Annotated in this window: 14 protein-coding genes; 10 read left to right on the top strand and 4 right to left on the bottom strand. The window is 61.3% G+C overall.

Going from position 1 to position 17,577, the window contains the following annotated elements:
• The first annotated feature begins 159 nt into the window (after positions 1-159).
• Both CAK95_RS24085 and CAK95_RS24080 read left to right on the top strand, forming a co-directional pair.
• Positions 160-1,569: a TolC family outer membrane protein gene (locus CAK95_RS24085; protein ID WP_086090221.1), complete on the top strand. Its 1,410-nt coding sequence runs from the start codon at positions 160-162 to the stop codon at positions 1,567-1,569.
• A gap of 183 nt (positions 1,570-1,752) precedes the next feature.
• Positions 1,753-2,475 (top strand): PopZ family protein, encoded by a 723-nt coding sequence (locus tag CAK95_RS24080; RefSeq protein WP_086090220.1) that lies wholly within the window; start codon positions 1,753-1,755, stop codon positions 2,473-2,475.
• A 68-nt stretch (positions 2,476-2,543) separates the two neighbouring features.
• Here the strand turns inward: CAK95_RS24080 and CAK95_RS24075 are convergent, their stop codons facing one another.
• Positions 2,544-3,764 carry an MFS transporter gene (locus CAK95_RS24075; RefSeq protein ID WP_147413518.1) on the bottom strand — a complete coding sequence of 407 codons (1,221 nt, stop codon included), beginning with the start codon at positions 3,762-3,764 and terminating at the stop codon, positions 2,544-2,546.
• Positions 3,765-3,875: 111 nt separating this feature from the next.
• On the opposite strand from CAK95_RS24075, the gene CAK95_RS24070 reads away from it, so the two are divergent.
• The 3 genes from CAK95_RS24070 to CAK95_RS24060 are packed head-to-tail and all read left to right on the top strand — an operon-like array spanning position 3,876 to position 8,169.
• A complete protein-coding gene (locus CAK95_RS24070) occupies positions 3,876-6,698 on the top strand; it encodes a valine--tRNA ligase (RefSeq protein WP_086091630.1) in 2,823 nt (940 codons plus the stop codon).
• 3 nt (positions 6,699-6,701) lie between these two features.
• Positions 6,702-7,427, top strand: coding sequence for a DUF2459 domain-containing protein (locus CAK95_RS24065; RefSeq protein ID WP_086090218.1), 726 nt, complete (start codon positions 6,702-6,704; stop codon positions 7,425-7,427).
• A 37-nt stretch (positions 7,428-7,464) separates the two neighbouring features.
• Positions 7,465-8,169, top strand: coding sequence for an NAD-dependent epimerase/dehydratase family protein (locus CAK95_RS24060; protein ID WP_086090217.1), 705 nt, complete (start codon positions 7,465-7,467; stop codon positions 8,167-8,169).
• Positions 8,170-8,309: 140 nt separating this feature from the next.
• Here the strand turns inward: CAK95_RS24060 and CAK95_RS24055 are convergent, their stop codons facing one another.
• Positions 8,310-9,284, bottom strand: coding sequence for a Bug family tripartite tricarboxylate transporter substrate binding protein (locus CAK95_RS24055; protein WP_086090216.1), 975 nt, complete (start codon positions 9,282-9,284; stop codon positions 8,310-8,312).
• Between the two features lie 304 nt (positions 9,285-9,588).
• Between CAK95_RS24055 and CAK95_RS24050 the strand changes: the two genes are divergently transcribed.
• A complete protein-coding gene (locus CAK95_RS24050) occupies positions 9,589-11,214 on the top strand; it encodes a peptide chain release factor 3 (RefSeq protein WP_086090215.1) in 1,626 nt (541 codons plus the stop codon).
• A gap of 132 nt (positions 11,215-11,346) precedes the next feature.
• Positions 11,347-13,326, top strand: coding sequence for an LTA synthase family protein (locus tag CAK95_RS24045; RefSeq protein WP_086090214.1), 1,980 nt, complete (start codon positions 11,347-11,349; stop codon positions 13,324-13,326).
• Between the two features lie 7 nt (positions 13,327-13,333).
• On the opposite strand, the gene CAK95_RS24040 is transcribed toward CAK95_RS24045, so the two are convergent.
• Positions 13,334-13,900: a DNA-3-methyladenine glycosylase gene (locus CAK95_RS24040; protein ID WP_086090213.1), complete on the bottom strand. Its 567-nt coding sequence runs from the start codon at positions 13,898-13,900 to the stop codon at positions 13,334-13,336.
• A 203-nt stretch (positions 13,901-14,103) separates the two neighbouring features.
• On the opposite strand from CAK95_RS24040, the gene CAK95_RS24035 reads away from it, so the two are divergent.
• Positions 14,104-14,322 (top strand): hypothetical protein, encoded by a 219-nt coding sequence (locus tag CAK95_RS24035; RefSeq protein WP_086090212.1) that lies wholly within the window; start codon positions 14,104-14,106, stop codon positions 14,320-14,322.
• A gap of 43 nt (positions 14,323-14,365) precedes the next feature.
• Here the strand turns inward: CAK95_RS24035 and CAK95_RS24030 are convergent, their stop codons facing one another.
• Positions 14,366-14,788 carry a response regulator gene (locus tag CAK95_RS24030; protein ID WP_245303508.1) on the bottom strand — a complete coding sequence of 141 codons (423 nt, stop codon included), beginning with the start codon at positions 14,786-14,788 and terminating at the stop codon, positions 14,366-14,368.
• Positions 14,789-15,060: 272 nt separating this feature from the next.
• Here CAK95_RS24030 and ilvD point away from each other — a divergent pair, with 272 nt between their 5' ends.
• On the top strand, positions 15,061-16,785 hold the full coding sequence (ilvD, locus tag CAK95_RS24025; protein WP_086090210.1) for a dihydroxy-acid dehydratase: 1,725 nt from the start codon (positions 15,061-15,063) through the stop codon (positions 16,783-16,785).
• Positions 16,772-17,575: a tetratricopeptide repeat protein gene (locus CAK95_RS24020; protein ID WP_086090209.1), complete on the top strand. Its 804-nt coding sequence runs from the start codon at positions 16,772-16,774 to the stop codon at positions 17,573-17,575. The genes ilvD and CAK95_RS24020 overlap by 14 nt, the downstream gene beginning before the upstream one ends.
• Positions 17,576-17,577: the final 2 nt, after the last annotated feature.

Below are 17,577 nucleotides of genomic sequence, written 5' to 3'. Positions count from 1 at the left end.
CCCGAAATACTCAGTGCGGCGTCTTTCGGTGCATTTGGAACGGCAGGGGCTTTAAACCCCTGACATATCGCGGATATAGTTCCCAAATGCTTGTGGCTCGTTGAGTCTGTCGCGGGGGCGCCAGACGCGGGCGTTTGGTTTTTGGGGGGAGCGTTGAGGATGTCCGTCTTGCGTGCGGGACGTTACTTACTGGCCGCCGCATGCGTGATGGCGTCGGAGGGGGCGTTCGCCGATACCCTCGAAATGGCACTCATTCAGGCTTATCAGAACAATCCGCAAGTGAATGCCCAGCGCGCGCTCGTGCGGGCTACTGACGAGGCCGTCCCGCAGGCATTGTCCGGTTATCGGCCGCAGATCAGCGCGACCGCCAATTACGGTGTGCAGTGGACCGACAACACCAATATACAGAGTGTGCCGAACGTGCTTGGAGGCACGACCACCCAGCAACGGCGCGAGTCGTCTCGGACCTATCCGGCCGGCTACGGCGCAACGCTGACACAGAATATCTTCAACGGCTTCACCACGGCCAACACGACGCGCCAGGCCGAGAGCCAGGTCTTTGCCGCACGTGAGACCCTGCGTGTGATCGAACAAACGGTCCTGCTCGACGCTGCGACCGTTTACATGAATGTGCTGCAGGCCAGCGCGATCCTTGATCTGCAAAAACGTAACGTCGAAGTCATACAGGAACAGTTGCGCCAGACACGCGACCGTTTCAACGTTGGTGAAGTGACACGGACGGACGTTGCGCAGGCCGAATCACGTGTGGCTGCGGCGCAGTCGCAGATGCTGACCGCGCAGGCCAATCTCACGACCGCGCGGGCCGCCTATCGCCGTGTCATCGGCCTCGATCCCGGCCGTCTAACTGCCGGTACGCCTGTCGATCGGTTGTCGCCGCGCAAGCTGGATATCGCGGTGGCACAAGGACAAGCCGAGAACCCATCCGTGACCGCAGCCGAACACGGTGTTGACGTCGCGCAACTGCAGGTCAAGGTCAACGAAGGTTCCCTCTATCCGCAGGTCTCTCTGGTGGCCAATGCCCAGCAGAATCACAATGCGACAGAGACGGCGCGGCGTGGCTTCAATGCATCGGTGATCGGGCAGGTCGTGGTGCCGATCTACCAGGGCGGCGGGGAATATTCGCTGATCCGTCAGGCCAAAGAGACGGTCGGACAGCGTCGGCTCGAGCTTGCGCTGAACCGCGATCAAGCCCGTGCCAATGTGGTCCAGTCGTGGGGGCAACTCGATGCCGCCAAGGCGCAGATCGAAGCCACCAAGTCGCAGGTGACGGCGGCCGAGATTGCCCTGAATGGCGTGCGCGAGGAAGCGCGCGTCGGTCAGCGCACCACGCTCGATGTGCTTAACGCGCAGCAGGAACTTGTGAATGCGCGCGTGGCCCTGGTGACGGCACAGCGCGATCGCGTCGTCGCGTCATATACGCTGTTGTCGGCGGTTGGCCGCCTGAATATTCCAACGCTTGGTCTGCAGGTGCCGCTCTACGATCCGATGATTCATTATCAGCAGGTGCGGGATAGCTGGATCGGCATTCGTACACCGGACGGCCGCTAAGTTCCGTGTCTTCATGCGCGGCAGTTTCGGCTCCGCTGTGCTATGAACTAGTCACATGACGCTGTTTGTTATTCGCAATTAGCGTGAGATACTCCCCAACTTCGCCAAAAACGGCGATAGTTAAGCTTGATTCGACACCGGTCCGTTTCGGACGGCCCGACCTCGTAGAAAGCGCAACGGCCCATGACTCAGCCGGCAAAATCGCAAGAACCATCGATGGAGGAAATTCTCGCCTCCATCCGTCGCATCATTGCAGACGATGAGGTGGAAAAGCCTGCAGGGCTGTCCACGACGCCGGCTGCCTTCCAGCCCGAGCCGGTTGCGCCGCCGCCGCCCGCACCGCCTGTGCTGAAACCGGTTGCCGTGGCACCTGCTCCGAAGCCGGCAATGCCAGTCGAGTTACTTCAGGATATCCCGCCGGCACATTCGCGGCCGGTAGCGGCCCCGCCTGTGTCCGTCGTGCCGTCTCCGATCGTCGAGGAGCCCGCTGCGGATATTCTCGATCTGACCGAAGCGATGCGTGTGCCGGAACAGCCGGCACCGTTCCGGACCATCGAGGCGCAACCCGATGTGATCTTCGCTGAACCTGCGCCGGAACCCAAGCCGGCTCCTGCAATGAAGGAAGAGCCCGTGCAGGCTTATGTTGCCGACCCATTCCCGGAAGTGCGCCCGACACCGACGGCCAGCGTGGAAAATCCATTGATGTCGAACACGGCAAGCGCCGCCGTGGATTCGGCGTTCTCATCGCTCGCGCATACGGTGCTGACGCAAAATGCCCGTACGCTGGACGATCTGGTCAAGGAGATGCTGCGGCCGATGCTGAAGTCCTGGCTCGATGATAATCTTCCGAGCTTGGTCGAGCGGTTGGTGCGTGCGGAAATCGAGCGGGTTTCGCGCGGCCGTTAAAACTGTCAATCTCGTTTGAGATGAAAGACCTCGGATCGAGCAGATCCGGGGTCTTTGCATGAAGACCATCAGATCGCAGTCGGCATTTTCAGTTCGGCGCGACGCTTGCGGATGAGGCCGCGGGCAATCACCGCACACAAGACCGGAAAGGCGATCGCTGCGATGAGAAAGACAGGCACTGCGGTGAAGCGGTCGACAAACGGTGCTGCTGCGGCGACACCTGCGGTCAATCCCATATAAAGCGATGATGAGAAGATCGCGAGCGAGGTGCCGCGCGCCTGCGGCACCATCTGCGTCGCATTGGTCTGCAGCGTATTGTGCACCATGTAGAAGCCAAGGCCGACGGCGACCATGGCGATGGGAGCCAGCCACCAGACCGGTTGCAGGACCAGGGTGAAAAATCCCAGCGAGACGAAGCCGCCGCCGACGATGACGAGGCCAATCTGGCCGAGCCTGTTGACCAGCACCCTGACCAGAAACGTGTAGAGCAGACCGCCAAGCGCAAAGCATCCGACGACGAGGCCGATCAGCGTGAAGCCCAAGCCGAAGCGCAAATGCAAATCGGCACCGACATAGGCCAGGACTGCGTAGAGCAGAGCGGCCTCGACGAAGACACTGGTGATCATCAGCCGCGCAAAGGCAGAGCGGAGCACGAGTTTGTATTCGCCAACGAGACCGCTTTGCCGCGTGGACCGTGAACTTGAAGCTCGTGTGGCTGGATTGAATGTCAGTTCGGCAATCAGGAGCGCAGCCGCAATGGCGAACAGCCCGGCGAGGATGAAGAACACATTGCGCCAGCCGAACCAGTCGCCGAGCACGCCGCCGGCGACCTGACCGAACAGCAGGCCCGATAATTGTCCCGTCAGGAAGCGCCCGAGCACCTGCTGGCGGTGCTCGTAAGGCACGACGTCGCCGACATAGGCCATGGCCAGCGGGATGACGCAGCCGCAGGCCAGGCCGCTGAGCAGACGAAACGCCACCAGTTGCGGCAGCGATGCCGCAAGGCCGCACAAGAACACGACCACGGTCGAAAAGATGGTCAGGCCGGCAACCGCGTGATACTTGCCGAATCGATTGCCGATCTCGCCGCCGAAAAGCTGCACGGTCCCGTGGGCGATGCTGTAAGCGGTCACCACAACCGAGGCGGCGCCGACCGTGACGGCGAGGTCGGTGGCAATCTGCGGCAAGAGCGAGTCCGACACCCGCACCATGGCCTGGCTGGCAAAGGCCGACAGCGACAACAGGAAAATCGCGCGATTGGGGGTTGCGAGGGGAGCAGGAGTCGACACAATTTTAAGGACCGGTTCGATTAATGCGTATGGCCCGCATTGGCGTTGACAGTACGCAAGCAGGCGGGCTTTGTAGCGCGCTGGCGCGAGGCGCCGAAAGCGGATTTCCAAATGATTGACAAGACTTATCAGCCTTCGGACGTGGAGCCACGCATTTCAGAAGCGTGGGAACAGGCGCTGGCATTCCGTGCCGGACGGCCGGACCGCGCCGATGCGGACCCATACTGTATCGTCATTCCTCCGCCGAATGTGACTGGTTCGCTGCATATGGGGCATGCGCTGAACAATACGCTGCAGGATATCCTGTGCCGGTTCGAGCGAATGCGCGGCAAGGATGTGCTCTGGCAGGTCGGAACCGACCATGCCGGCATCGCCACGCAGATGGTGGTCGAGCGGCAATTGATGGAGCGCCAGCTTCCCGGGCGCCGCGATCTGGGCCGCGAAAAATTTCTCGAGCGCGTGTGGGAATGGAAGGCCGAATCCGGCGGCACCATCATCAATCAGCTCAAGCGTCTGGGCGCTTCATGCGACTGGTCGCGCGAACGTTTCACGATGGATGAGGGACTGTCGAAGGCCGTTCTGAAGGTCTTCGTCGAACTCTATCGTTCGGGCCTCATCTATAAGGACAAGCGGCTGGTCAATTGGGACCCGAAGCTCCTGACCGCGATCTCCGATCTCGAAGTCGTGCAGGTCGAGGTGAAGGGCCATCTCTGGCATTTCAAGTATCCGATCGAAGGCAGCCCCGGTGAGTTCATTACCGTTGCCACGACCCGTCCCGAGACCATGCTTGGCGATACCGCAGTCGCGGTACATCCCGACAACGAGAAGATCGGGCATCTGATCGGCCAATACGCGATCCTGCCGCTGGTCGGCCGGCGCATTCCGATCGTCGGCGATGACTATGCCGATCCCGAGAAGGGATCGGGCGCGGTGAAGATCACGCCTGCGCATGACTTCAACGACTTCGAGGTCGGCAAACGGCACGATCTGCCGCAGATCAACATCTTCGATACCGAGGCAAGGCTGAACCTGAAGGACAATGACGCGTTTCTCGATGGCGTCGAGACGTCCGCCGACCTGACCGAGACGCTCGCCATGCATGGCACGAGCCGCGAGGTCGCGCGCAAGACGATCATCGCCCGGATGGAAGAAAAGGGACTGCTGGAGAAGATCGAACCGAACACGCACATGGTCCCGCATGGCGACCGCTCGAATGTGGTGATCGAACCGTTCCTCACCGATCAATGGTATGTCGACGCCAAGACGCTGGCGCAGGATGCTATCGCCGCGGTGCGCAGCGACCGAACCAAATTCGTGCCGAAGAACTGGGAAAAGACCTATTTTGAGTGGATGGAAAACATCCAGCCCTGGTGCGTGTCGCGTCAGCTCTGGTGGGGCCATCAGATCCCGGCCTGGTATGGCGCCGACGGCAAGGTCTATGTCGCCGAAACCGAAGATGAGGCGGTGGCCGAAGCGCTGGCTTATGACACTGCCAACGGCGCTATCAGCGAGGAAGAGGGCGAGGCGATCGCGCAGGATGCGGCACGCCGGGCTGCTTACCTTACGCGCGACGAAGACGTGCTCGACACCTGGTTCTCGTCGGCCTTGTGGCCATTCTCGACGCTCGGTTGGCCGGACGATACGCCGGAGGTCAAACGCTACTATCCGACCAATGTGCTGGTCACTGGCTTCGACATCATCTTCTTCTGGGTCGCACGCATGATGATGATGGGATTGCACTTCATGGAACAAGTGCCGTTCCACACCGTCTACATCCACGCCCTCGTCCGCGACGAGAAGGGCGCCAAGATGTCGAAGTCGAAGGGCAATGTGATGGACCCGCTCGACCTGATCGACAAATACGGCGCTGACGCGTTGCGTTTCACGCTGGCGGCGATGGCGGCGCAGGGCCGCGATATCAAGCTGTCGACGCAGCGCGTCGAAGGCTACCGCAACTTTGCGACCAAGCTCTGGAATGCGGCGCGCTTTGCCGAGATGAACCAGTGCATCACCGTGCCGGATTTCAATCCCGCCAGTGCCAAGCTGACGCTCAATCGCTGGATCGCGCATGAAACGGCAAAGGCGACGCGCGAGGTGACGGCGGCGATCGAAGCCTATCGGTTCAACGAAGCCGCCGGCGCGGCCTACCGCTTTGTCTGGAACATCTATTGCGACTGGTATCTCGAACTGGTGAAGCCGGTCCTGATTGGACCCGACGGCGAGGCCAAGGACGAAACGCGCGCCATGGTGGCCTGGGCGCGCGACGACATAGTCAAGCTGCTGCATCCGTTCATGCCGTTTATCACCGAGGAATTGTGGTGGGTGACGGGACCGTTCGCGGTCGAGCCGGAGCGCATGGACGAAACAAAGGCTCAACTGAGAGAGGCCGATCAGCAGCGCCCCAATATGCTGGCATTGACCCAATGGCCCGTGCATGAAGGCCTCGACGATCCGGCCGCGGAAGCCGAAATCGGCTGGGTGATCGATCTCATCACATCGGTTCGCTCGCTGCGCTCGGAGATGAATATTGCGCCGGCGACATTGATGCCGCTGGTGCTGGTCGACGCCGCGAAGGAGACGCAAGCTCGCGCCAGCCGCTGGCTGGAATTCGTGAAGCGTCTCGCGCGCGTGTCGGAGGTTATGTTTGCCGACAAGGCGCCTGAAGGTTCGGTCCAACTCCTGATCCGCGGGGACATTGCAGCGCTGCCGTTGAAGGGCGTGATCGATCTCGCCGCTGAACGAGCGCGGTTGGAAAAGGAACTGGCCAAGGCCGATGCCGATATCAAGCGCGTCGATGCCAAGCTGGGCAACGAGAAATTCGTCGCCAATGCGCCGGAAGAGGTAGTCGAAGAGGAAAAAGAAAAGCGCGAGCAAGCCGAAGGCCGCAAGGCCAAGATCGTTGACGCGCTGGAGCGGCTGAAGGGTGCAGCCTGAGGGATGCGCCGGGCCGCTCGTTATCTCGGGTTCGGCCTTGCTGCGCTCGTGATCGCCGTCGCGGCTCTGACAGTTGCGACGGCACGGCCGGGAAATCCTGCGTTGTGGCCGCCACCCGCCGGTAGCGGCGCGATTGAGGTTTTCGTCGTTAGCCACGGCTATCATGCCGGCCTCGTATTACCGACCGCACGGGTCGCGGAGGTTGCCGGCCGTCAAGGCGATGCCGCGTTGATCGCGGTGGCGCAACGCTTTGCGGGCTATCCGTTCATCGAGATGGGCTGGGGCGATGAGGGCTTCTATTCATCGGTTCGCGAGGTCTCATCGCTGACGCCAGGTCTTGCCTTGCGGGCCTTGTTTCTGCCCGGCAATACCTCGGTTATGCACGTTGTTGGGCTGACTGATGCGCCGCGCCGCAGTTTCGCATCCGCCGATATTGTTCGCGTGGTTGTGAGCGAGGCAGGTTTCAGTCGCATGATGCGTGCGCTCGATGCAAGCTTTGCGCGGACCGGAGAGCCACCGCAGCCGGAGGTGCTCCGGCATGGCCTTTACGGACCGAGCCTGTTCTATCGGGCGAACGGGTCATTTCATATTTTCAATGTCTGCAATCACTGGGTTGCGAAGCTGTTGTCTGTTGCCGGATTGCCGATCGCACCGGCGCTTGCAACTCTGCCGGCCGGTTTGATGTTCGATTTGAAATGGCGAGCGGATGCCAAAGCCGTTCCGCTCTGATTGAAAAGATGATCAAGTTGCAGGAGGCGAAGCGCTGATGAAAATCTTTCTGGCCGGGGCCACTGGTGTCATCGGCCGCCGTCTCGTGGTGCTGCTGCGCAAGACTGGGCACGAGGTCGTCGGAACGACACGCTCCGAAACAAAGGCGGCGGCCTTGCAGGCGCTTGGCGCGACCGCGGCGGTGGTCGATGCTTACGATGCGCAGAAGCTGAAACTCGCCGTCTATGCCGCGCAGCCTGACGTCGTCATTCATCAACTGACCGATCTGCCGCAGGACCCCGATCCCGTAAAACTCGAAGTAGGTCGCGCAGCCAATGCGCGTCTGCGGATCGAAGGCACGCGCAACCTGGTCGATGCCGCGCTGGCGTCGGGCGTGCGCCGCGTCATCGCGCAGAGCATCGCCTTTGCGTACACGCCGGGGCAGGGGCCGCTGACCGAAGATCAACCGCTCGATCTATCGCAGACCGGCGTCATCGCGCTCGAACAAGCGGTGACGCAGACGCAGGGCATCGATGGCATCGTGCTGCGTTATGGCCGACTTTACGGTCCCGGCACATGGACGGACATCGCCAAGGGGCCGGGGCCGTTGCATGTGGATGCGGCGGCGCAGGCGGCGTTGCTGGCGCTCGCGCAGGGCAAGCCCGGCATCTTTAACCTCGCCGAGGACGATGGTACGGTATCGAGCGAGAAGGCCAAGCGCGAACTTGGCTTCGACGCCGCGTTCAGGATAGGGACCGGCTAACAGTAAAGCTCCTGTCCCGGGCGCGGCGCAACGTGAAACGGTGCGCTGCAGAACCGGGACCCATACAACCGGGGTCCCGGATCAGCGACGCACCAGTCGCTATGCTCATGCCGCGTCGCGTCCGGGACGCGAGACTGCGATCAATCCAGCTTGATGCCGGTGTCTTTGATCACCTTGGTCCAGGAGTCATATTCCTTCTGGATGAAGGGACCGGTCTCGGCCTCGCTCATTTCGATCGTCGTGCCGCCAATCTTCGCATAGGCGTCTTTCAGCTCCGGGATGATCGCCCGCACTTCCTTGCGCAACTTGGCGAGCGCTTCCGGCGGCGTCTTGGCCGGCGCAAAGATGCCGATCCAGGAATCGATGTCGAAGCCTTTGACGCCGGCTTCCGCCATCGTCGGCACATTCGGCAGCCGTGGATTGCGCTTGGGGCCTGCCAGCGCAATGCCCTTAACCGCTCCGTTCTGCACATGCGGCAAGGCGGCAGAGAACGAGTCGATGAAGAAATCGACGCGGCCGGCGAGAATATCGGGATAGGCCGCCTGCGCGCCCTTGTAGGGTACATCGAGGAATTTCGTACCGGTCGCCTGCATCAGCGCCGCGGCGACGAGATGCTGACCGGTGCCGACGCCGGCATTCGCCATGCTCAGCTTGTTGGGTTCCTTCTTCGCCGCTTCGATGACTTCGGCGAGCGTCGAATAGGGCAGGTCCTTGCGGCCGACCAGGATGTAGGGGAAGCCGAACACGATCGCGACCGGCGTAAATTCCTTCATCGGGTCGTGCTGCAGCTTGGAATAAAGCGACGGGTTGAACACGATGTTGCTGAGGCCGCCGACAAGGAGGGTATAGCCGTCGGCCGGCGAGGAGGCGACGAATTGCGTGCCGACCACGGTGCCGGCGCCCGGCTTGTTTTCGGCGACGACCGGCTGGCCAAGACGCTTCGAGAGTGCGTCGGCCACCGTCCGGCCGACGATGTCGTAGCTGCCGCCCGGGCCGATCGGCACGATGATCTTCACCGGCCGGTCCGGATATGTTTGCGCCTGGGCCGGCTGCGTCGTCAGCGCGGCTGCCAGGATGGCAGCGCCGGTGGCCATGGTTAAAAGACGTACGGACATAGGAGATCCTCCCTCTGGATTGTTCTTGGCTTGTTGGTTGGGGCTTACCTTTATTTCCCACTACAGGTCCAGTGTCCTGAATCCGAAGTTCGCTTGATTTCGCAGCGCTCTCGAGAGCGAACTTCGGATTCGAAGGACACTGGCAACTCATTGAATCTAGTGTGGCTTTGGTTCAGAAGTCCGCAATTCGGACACGCCGCGGAATGATGCGGACTTCTGAACCGCCACACTAGTGGCATGCGGTCGCGCCGGGGCCTATCTGTGGGGTTGAATCCCCAATACGGACCTGTACAAGGACCCCATCATGAGCATGCCCGTCCGCACTGAGGCGGGCGCCGAGGTCCGGTCACCGCTTGCGGCCGAGATCGAGCGGCGCCGGACCTTCGCCATCATCTCCCATCCTGACGCTGGCAAGACCACGCTGACGGAGAAGCTGCTGCTGTTCGGGGGCGCGATCCAGCTCGCCGGTCAGGTCAAGGCGAAGCGCAATCGCAAAACGACCCAATCTGACTGGATGGCGATCGAGAAGGAGCGGGGTATCTCGGTCGTTACCTCGGTCATGACCTTCGAATACGGCGACCATGTCTTCAACCTGCTCGATACGCCGGGCCACGAAGACTTTTCGGAAGACACCTATCGTACGCTGACCGCGGTCGATTCCGCGGTCATGGTGATCGACGCCGCCAAGGGCATTGAGGCACGCACGCGCAAACTGTTCGAAGTCTGCCGCATGCGCGACATCCCGATTCTCACCTTCATCAACAAGATGGACCGCGAGACCCGCGATCCCTTCGACCTTCTCGACGAGATCGAGAAGACGCTGGCGCTCGACACAACGCCGGTGAACTGGCCGGTCGGGCGCGGACGCGATTTCACCGGCACCATCGAGGTGCAGAGCGGTGGCGTGCGGTTGCTCGAAGGTGATGCCGGCAAGGCCGGTACGCTGCGCGAAATGAGCATCCTGGAAGTCGCTGCGCTCAACCCCAGTCTCGACGCATCGGCGATCGAAGGGGAATTCGAGCTGGTGCGCGAGGCCTGCAAGCCGTTCGATCTGCAGGCGTTCCGTGAGGGGCATCTGTCGCCGGTCTTCTTCGGCAGCGCGTTGAAGAATTTCGGCGTTGGCGATCTGCTCGATGCACTCGGCCGTTTTGCACCGCCGCCGCGCGACCAGAAGGCGGACAAGCGCGTCGTGCACGCCGAGGAGCCGCGGATGTCGGCCTTCGTATTCAAGATCCAGGCCAACATGGATCCGAACCACAGGGACCGCATCGCCTTCGCGCGGCTCTGCTCCGGCAAGCTGACGCGCGGCATGAAGGTCAAGCAGATCCGCACCGGCAAATCGATTGCGCTGAACGCACCGCAATTCTTCTTCGCGAAAGACCGCTCGGTCGCGGACGAGGCTTATGCCGGTGACGTGGTGGGCATCCCCAACCATGGTTCGGTGCGCATCGGCGACACGCTGACCGAAGGCGAGGATCTGAACTTTGTCGGCGTGCCGAGCTTTGCGCCGGAAATCCTCCGCCGCGTCCGGCTGCCGGATGCGATGAAGGCCAAGAAGCTGAAAGAGGCGCTGCAGCAGCTTGCGGAAGAGGGCGTGGTGCAAGTGTTCCGGCCGCATGACGGCTCGCCCGCTTTGGTCGGCGTCGTCGGTCCGCTGCAGCTCGACGTGCTGCGCGTGCGGCTGATGGACGAATATGGTCTTGAAGTGAGCTGGGATGTCAGCGAATTCACGCTGGCGCGCTGGATTTCCTCGGATGACCCGAAAACGTTCGACACCTTCGTGCGGTCCAACTCGTCTAGCGTCGCCGACGATCTCGACGGCGATCCGGTCTTTCTCGCGCGCAACCAGTTCAATCTGGATTACACCCGCGAGCGCGCGCCGGGTATCGCCTTTGCCGACATCAAGGACGTGAAGAAGGCGGCTGGTTGAGCCTTGGCAGGTGAGGGACCCTGTCAACTCTGACAGGGGCAGACGGCGGGCGGGGCCGTTTTTATCGCTTCGTCATAATCGCACCGCAATCGGAGCCGCTGGCATATCCCGTTCAAAGGGACGGGATTGAGCATGTCGGTGGTAAAATTGGCGCTGCAGGCCTGGCTGCGGCGTTTCTGGCCGGTCATCGCCGTCTTCCTCATCGCGCAGGCCCTCATTCGCGCCATTCTCGCCATCAAATCGGGTGGCGCCTTCATCGATACGCCTTGGGACATCGTCCGGCCCTTCGTGATCGGCCTCTGGTTCGATCTGGCCGTGCTGTTGCTCGCGCTCATTCCGGGAACGATTTATTGGGCCTTGCTGCCGGCGTCATGGCGCGGCGGTCGTGCCGATCGGTTGGCGACATATTCCGGTTTCGTGTTCGTCGCCTTCGCGATCGGCTTCACGATGATCGGCGAGGTGTTGTTCTGGAACGAATTCACATCACGGTTTAATTTTATCGCCGTCGATTATCTGGTCTATACCCGCGAAGTCGCTGGAAATATCTGGGAATCCTATCCGGTCGGCAAGCTGCTGGCGGCGCTGATCGCCGCCGCTGTTCTTCTCGCGTGGCTCTTGCGCAATCCGTTGCGGGCGCAACCTGACAACGTGTCCTACCGTGGTCGCGCGCTGGTCATTGTCGGACTCGCGTTGGCAGCCTTCCTTGTCAACGATACGCCGAAGACAAACTGGTCCGAGATCAGCAGCAATGCCTATGCCAACGAGCTATCCGAAAACGGTTATTATTCTCTGGTTCGCGCCTTCTTCCGCAACGAGATCGACTATCGGCGATTCTATATCGTTGAGGACGAACAGAAGGTGAATGCGCACATTCGCGAGCTCGTCGCTTCGCCGAATGCGAGATTCACGACGGCAAATCCGGGCGACGTCACCCGTGACATCATTCATTCCGCGCCGCCGATGCGGAAAAATGTGGTGCTCGTCACCATCGAAAGCCTCAGCGCCGACTTCATGGCGCATTTCGGCAATCGTAGCAGTCTGACGCCGAACCTGGATGCTCTGGCCGATCAATCAGTGTTCTTCACCAACATGCTGGCGACCGGGACACGTACGGTGCGCGGACTTGAAGCTGTCACGCTATCGGTGCCGCCAACGCCGGGACAGTCAATCCTGCGGCGACCAGGAAACGAGAAACTGTTTTCAATCGGTTCGGTGCTGCGCGACCACGGTTACGACACGACCTTCCTTTACGGAGGCGATGGCTATTTCGACAACATGAACGCCTTCTTCGGCAGCAACGGCTACAAGGTCATCGATCAGAAGCGGTTTGCGCCATCTGAGGTCACCTTCTCCAACGCCTGGGGTGTGTGCGACGAGGATCTGTTCGCGCGCGCGTTGAAGGAGGCCGATGCATCCTTCGCGTCGGGCCGGAAATTTTTCCAGCACGTCATGACGGTGTCCAACCACAGACCATTCACCTATCCGGCCGGGCGCATTGCACCGCCGCATGGGGGAGGTCCGGCCGGTCTTGGAGACCGGACGCTGGCGAAATATGTCGAACAAACACGCGAAGGTGGGGTCCGTTACACCGATTATGCGATCGGCAAGTTTCTCGAACAGGCGCGTGCCAAGCCCTGGTTCCAGGATACGCTGTTCGTTTTCCTCGCCGATCACACGGCATCGTCGGCCGGACGCATCGAGGTCGATCCGAGCGCCTATCATATCCCTGCGATCTTCTATGCGCCGGGTTTTGTCGCTCCGCGCCAGATCGATCGGCTGGTGAGTCAGATCGATATCGCGCCGACCATCCTGGGCGCTTTGCGTCTGAGCTATCGCAGCCGGTTTATCGGTCAGGATCAGTTCGGTGCGGACGGGCCGGCCCGCGCGTTCATTTCCAACTATCAGAAGGTGGCGCTGGTGCGCAGCGATGAGATCGCGCTGCTCGGGCCGCGTCGCGATGTGAAAGGTTTCGTTGGCGGCGCACCGGTTCGTGATGCTGGCCTCGACAAGGCGCTGCTGTTTGATGCCATCACTTACTATCAGCATGCGTCGGGCTGGCAGACCCGCTTCGCCGGAACGACATCCATTCCACAGGGGGGGCCCGGCGACTGACGGGTTATTACCGGAACGGCTTGCTCAAGTAGCGCGAGCCCTTCATCCCATAGCGCCATGGCAGCTCCGCAGCCTTCGTGATGCCGATGCGGATGCCGACAGCGACCTCGTAATCCTCCGGTCGGGCACGCAGTTCGAAAGGCGGCTTGTCGAGCGGCAGGCCATCGTGATCGCGGGTGATGCCAAGGGCCTCGCACAGCCGGCCCGGCCCCGAGCACAGGAGCCGCTCGTCATCAAGCTTGCGACGGCGCTTCATGGTGGTGATGCCCTGGGTCGGTTGGATTGCCCGGATCAGGATCGCGCTGGCCGAGCCTGTTTCCTCGCAGACGAAATTCACGCACCAGTGAATGCCGTAGGAGCGGTAGACATAGGCAAAGCCCGGCGGGCCGAACATCACTGCGTTGCGCGGCGTCTGGCCATTGAAGGAATGCGCGGCCGGGTCGGTGTGGTGATAGGCCTCGACCTCAACGATCAGGCCGCCGACGTCGTTGAACAGGAACGTCGCGCCGATCAGGTCGGGGGCGACCTCGTGGACGGAGCGACCGAAGAAGGAGCGGGGCAGGCGGCGGGGCATAGCCGCTTTTAGAGCGTTTTCGAGCGAAGTGGGTATCGGTTCGCGTCAGGAAAACGCGTCAAAACAAAAAGTCAGTGCCTCGGCTTTGATTCCATCAATCCGGAAGAGCTCTGGTCGGTGCGAAGTGCCAGTGGCGAGAGCCATTTTGCGGTTTGGAACCGGATTGCTGATTCGCCAGTTGGCTGCTCGTCGAGGAGACGGCCATGAAAAATCGGAGCACTGTCCGAAAGGCCTTCCCAGCCAGCGCAGCGGAGCGGGCATCGATCCGCGCGCTCAAGCACTGGCTTCTGGCAGCCCCAGGCGAAAGTCCGTTGCAGGATCAGATCGTCCGTCTGCGGATCGCGGATGCGATCGCCCGGTTTGCACCCGGCAAGCTTGCTCGCAAGGCCGCAAAGCCAAAGCGCCGCACGGCAAAAGCTTGATGCCGGGATATGAAGTCTGACCGAAGCAACTTGAGAGTCTGGATTAAGCAGGCTGACGTGAGGCGATAGCGTGTTCAAGTTCGATGATAAGGTCGAGCGCACGCCAGGGCTTGGGCAGATGCTTCGTCCCGCGCGGCAAGGCCCGGAGCCGTGAAGGTTCGCAGTAGCCCGACGTTGTGACCAGCCGTGTATGCGGCCAACGGTCGTCCACTTCACAGGCCAGATCAACGCCGTCCATCACGCCCGCCAGTCCGACATCGGCCAACAGGAAAACCGTTCGGTCGCCCACAACCTCCATCACCTGCATGGCGGCTTCGCCGCTTTCGCATGCGATGACCTGCACGTCGGATTCTTCGAGGATCGCGCCGATCAATTCGCGTTGATCGTTATCGTCTTCAACAACCAGCGCGACCGGGTTGCCTTTGGTTTGCCCCGAAGAGGCCGATCTTGAGCCTGCTTGATGCACGAGTGCCTCCGTCGTCTGAAGCGTATTATTGCTAATGCCCCGGGATGTGCCGCCGTTCCGTCTAAATGTCGCCATTTGGCACAGCAATCGCCGGCCGAGTGTTGCGGTGCCGCTTGTTTTGTGGCTTCCCCGCCACACATTAGGGACATTTCAGCCTGAACCCCCTGATGCCGCGATTTGGCCATAGGCCTCGCCGACACGAAGCGTAAGAAATAAACGCAATGTCATTATGCGTTTGCGCGGTGAAGGGCAGGGGACCCAGTCGAGTTAATATGGACGCCAAGACTAATCTCAAAGCAAAGCTGCCCAGCCGCCACGTCACCGAAGGCCCCGAGCGGGCGCCGCACCGGTCATATTATTATGCGATGGGTCTGACGGCCGACCAGATCCACCAGCCGTTTGTCGGCGTCGCCTCCTGCTGGAATGAAGCTGCGCCGTGCAATATCTCGCTGATGCGTCAGGCCCAGGCGGTCAAGAAGGGCGTCGCTGCAGCGGGCGGGACCCCACGCGAGTTCTGCACCATCACCGTGACCGACGGCATCGCCATGGGGCACGGCGGCATGCGCGCATCGCTGCCGTCGCGTGAAGTCATCGCCGACTCGGTCGAGTTGACCATGCGCGGTCATGCCTATGATGCACTGGTCGGGCTTGCCGGTTGTGACAAGTCGCTGCCGGGGATGATGATGGCGATGGTGCGGCTGAACGTGCCGTCGATCTTCATCTATGGCGGCTCGATCCTGCCGGGCACCTTCAAGGGCCGGCCGGTGACCGTTCAGGACGTGTTCGAAGCGGTTGGTAAACATTCGGTTGGTGCGATGTCGGATGAAGACCTTCTCGGTCTTGAGCAGGTCGCTTGTCCGTCGGCCGGTGCATGCGGCGCGCAATTCACCGCCAACACGATGGCGATGGTATCGGAAGCGATCGGTCTTGCATTACCGTATTCGGCCGGTGCACCGGCACCTTACGAAATGCGCGATCAATTCTGTATGACTGCAGGCGAGCAGGTTATGCAGCTCGTGCTTTCCGGTCTGCGACCACGCGACATCGTCACGCGTAAGGCATTGGAAAATGCGGCAGCAACTGTCGCTGCATCAGGCGGTTCGACCAATGCTGCGCTGCACCTTCCCGCAATTGCGAACGAAGCCGGTATTGAATTTACCCTGTTCGATGTCGCCGAGGTCTTCAAAAGGACACCATATATCGCGGATTTGAAACCGGGCGGCCGTTATGTCGCCAAGGATTTGTTTGAAGCAGGTGGCATACCGTTGGTGATGAAAGCGCTGCTCGATGGCGGTTATCTCCACGGTGACTGCATGACCGTTACCGGGCGTACCATCGCTGAGAACCTGAAATCCGTGAAATGGAATCCTGATCAGGACGTCGTGCGTCCCGCCTCCAAGCCGATTTTGGCAACAGGTGGCGTCGTGGGTCTGAAGGGCAACGTCGCGCCGGAAGGTGCGATCGTGAAAGTCGCCGGTATGGCTAATTTGAAGTTTACCGGTCCGGCACGTTGCTTCGATGGTGAAGAAGCCTGCTTCGACGCGGTCAAGAATCGTAAATACAAGGAAGGCGAAGTTCTCGTCATTCGTTACGAGGGACCGCGTGGCGGTCCGGGCATGCGCGAGATGCTGTCCACCACGGCCGCGCTTTACGGTCAGGGAATGGGCGACAAGGTCGCGCTTATTACCGATGGGCGTTTCTCCGGCGCAACGCGCGGCTTCTGCGTTGGCCATGTTGGCCCTGAAGCGGCGGTCGGTGGGCCGATCGGACTACTGCGGGACGGCGACATCATCGAACTCGATGCCGAGAACGGCATCCTCAATGTGAAGCTGTCCGACGAGGAGCTCGCCAAGCGCAAGACCGAATGGAAGCCGCGCAGCAACGATCACGGCTCGGGTTATCTTTGGAAATACGCGCAGCAGGTGGGACCGGCAGTGACTGGCGCCGTCACCCATCCGGGCGCGAAGGCCGAGACCATCACTTATGCGGACGAGTAGCGTCGCACGTCTGAGCTTTCTGACCTGTGCGCTCTCGCTGGCGCCAGCGTTTGCCTTTGACGGCACACGCACGCCGGCCGATTCCAAGCCTCCTGTTACGCCAATCGAAGCTTTCCGCTCCGGCACCAATGCGCTGAAGGCCGGCCAAAACGACAAGGCGTTGTCGTCGCTGCAATATGCTGCCGATCAAGGCCACGCGCTCGCGCAGTGGAAGCTCGGCCGCATGTATGCGGTCGGTGAGGGCGTGCCGCGCGATCAGCTGCGCGCCTTCCAGTATTTCAGCCGCATCGCCAACGCGCATGCGGAGGATTCGCCGCAGCTTCCGCAGGCGCGCTTCGTCGCCAATGCCTTCGTGCAGCTTGGTCACTATTATCTCGAAGGCATTCCCAATACGCAGGTGAAGCCGGATCCGGATCGTGCGCGCGAGATGTATGGTTATGCGGCATCCTATTTCGGCGATGCCGATGCGCAATACAGTCTCGCCAAGCTCTTCCTTGAGGGCGTCGGCGGGATGAAAGATCCGCGCCAGGCCTTGCGCTGGCTCGGTCTCGCCGCGAACAAGGGGCAGGCGCGCGCGCAGGCGCTGCTTGGCCATCTCATTTTCAAAGGCGAACTCGTTCCGCGTCAGGGCGCACGTGGATTGATGTGGCTCACGCTCGCGCGCGAAGGCTCCGGTGGCGAGAAGTGGGTGGTCGAGATGCACGAGGCCGCCTTTAAACAGGCGACCGACGATGAGCGCCAGCTCGCGGTGCTGTATCTCGAGCGTTACATGCGAGACCGGCGCGACTAGAG

It is taken from the genome of Pseudorhodoplanes sinuspersici, from assembly GCF_002119765.1.
In the GTDB taxonomy this organism is placed as follows: domain Bacteria; phylum Pseudomonadota; class Alphaproteobacteria; order Rhizobiales; family Xanthobacteraceae; genus Pseudorhodoplanes; species Pseudorhodoplanes sinuspersici.
This window is presented reverse-complemented; position numbering and strand designations above follow the sequence as displayed.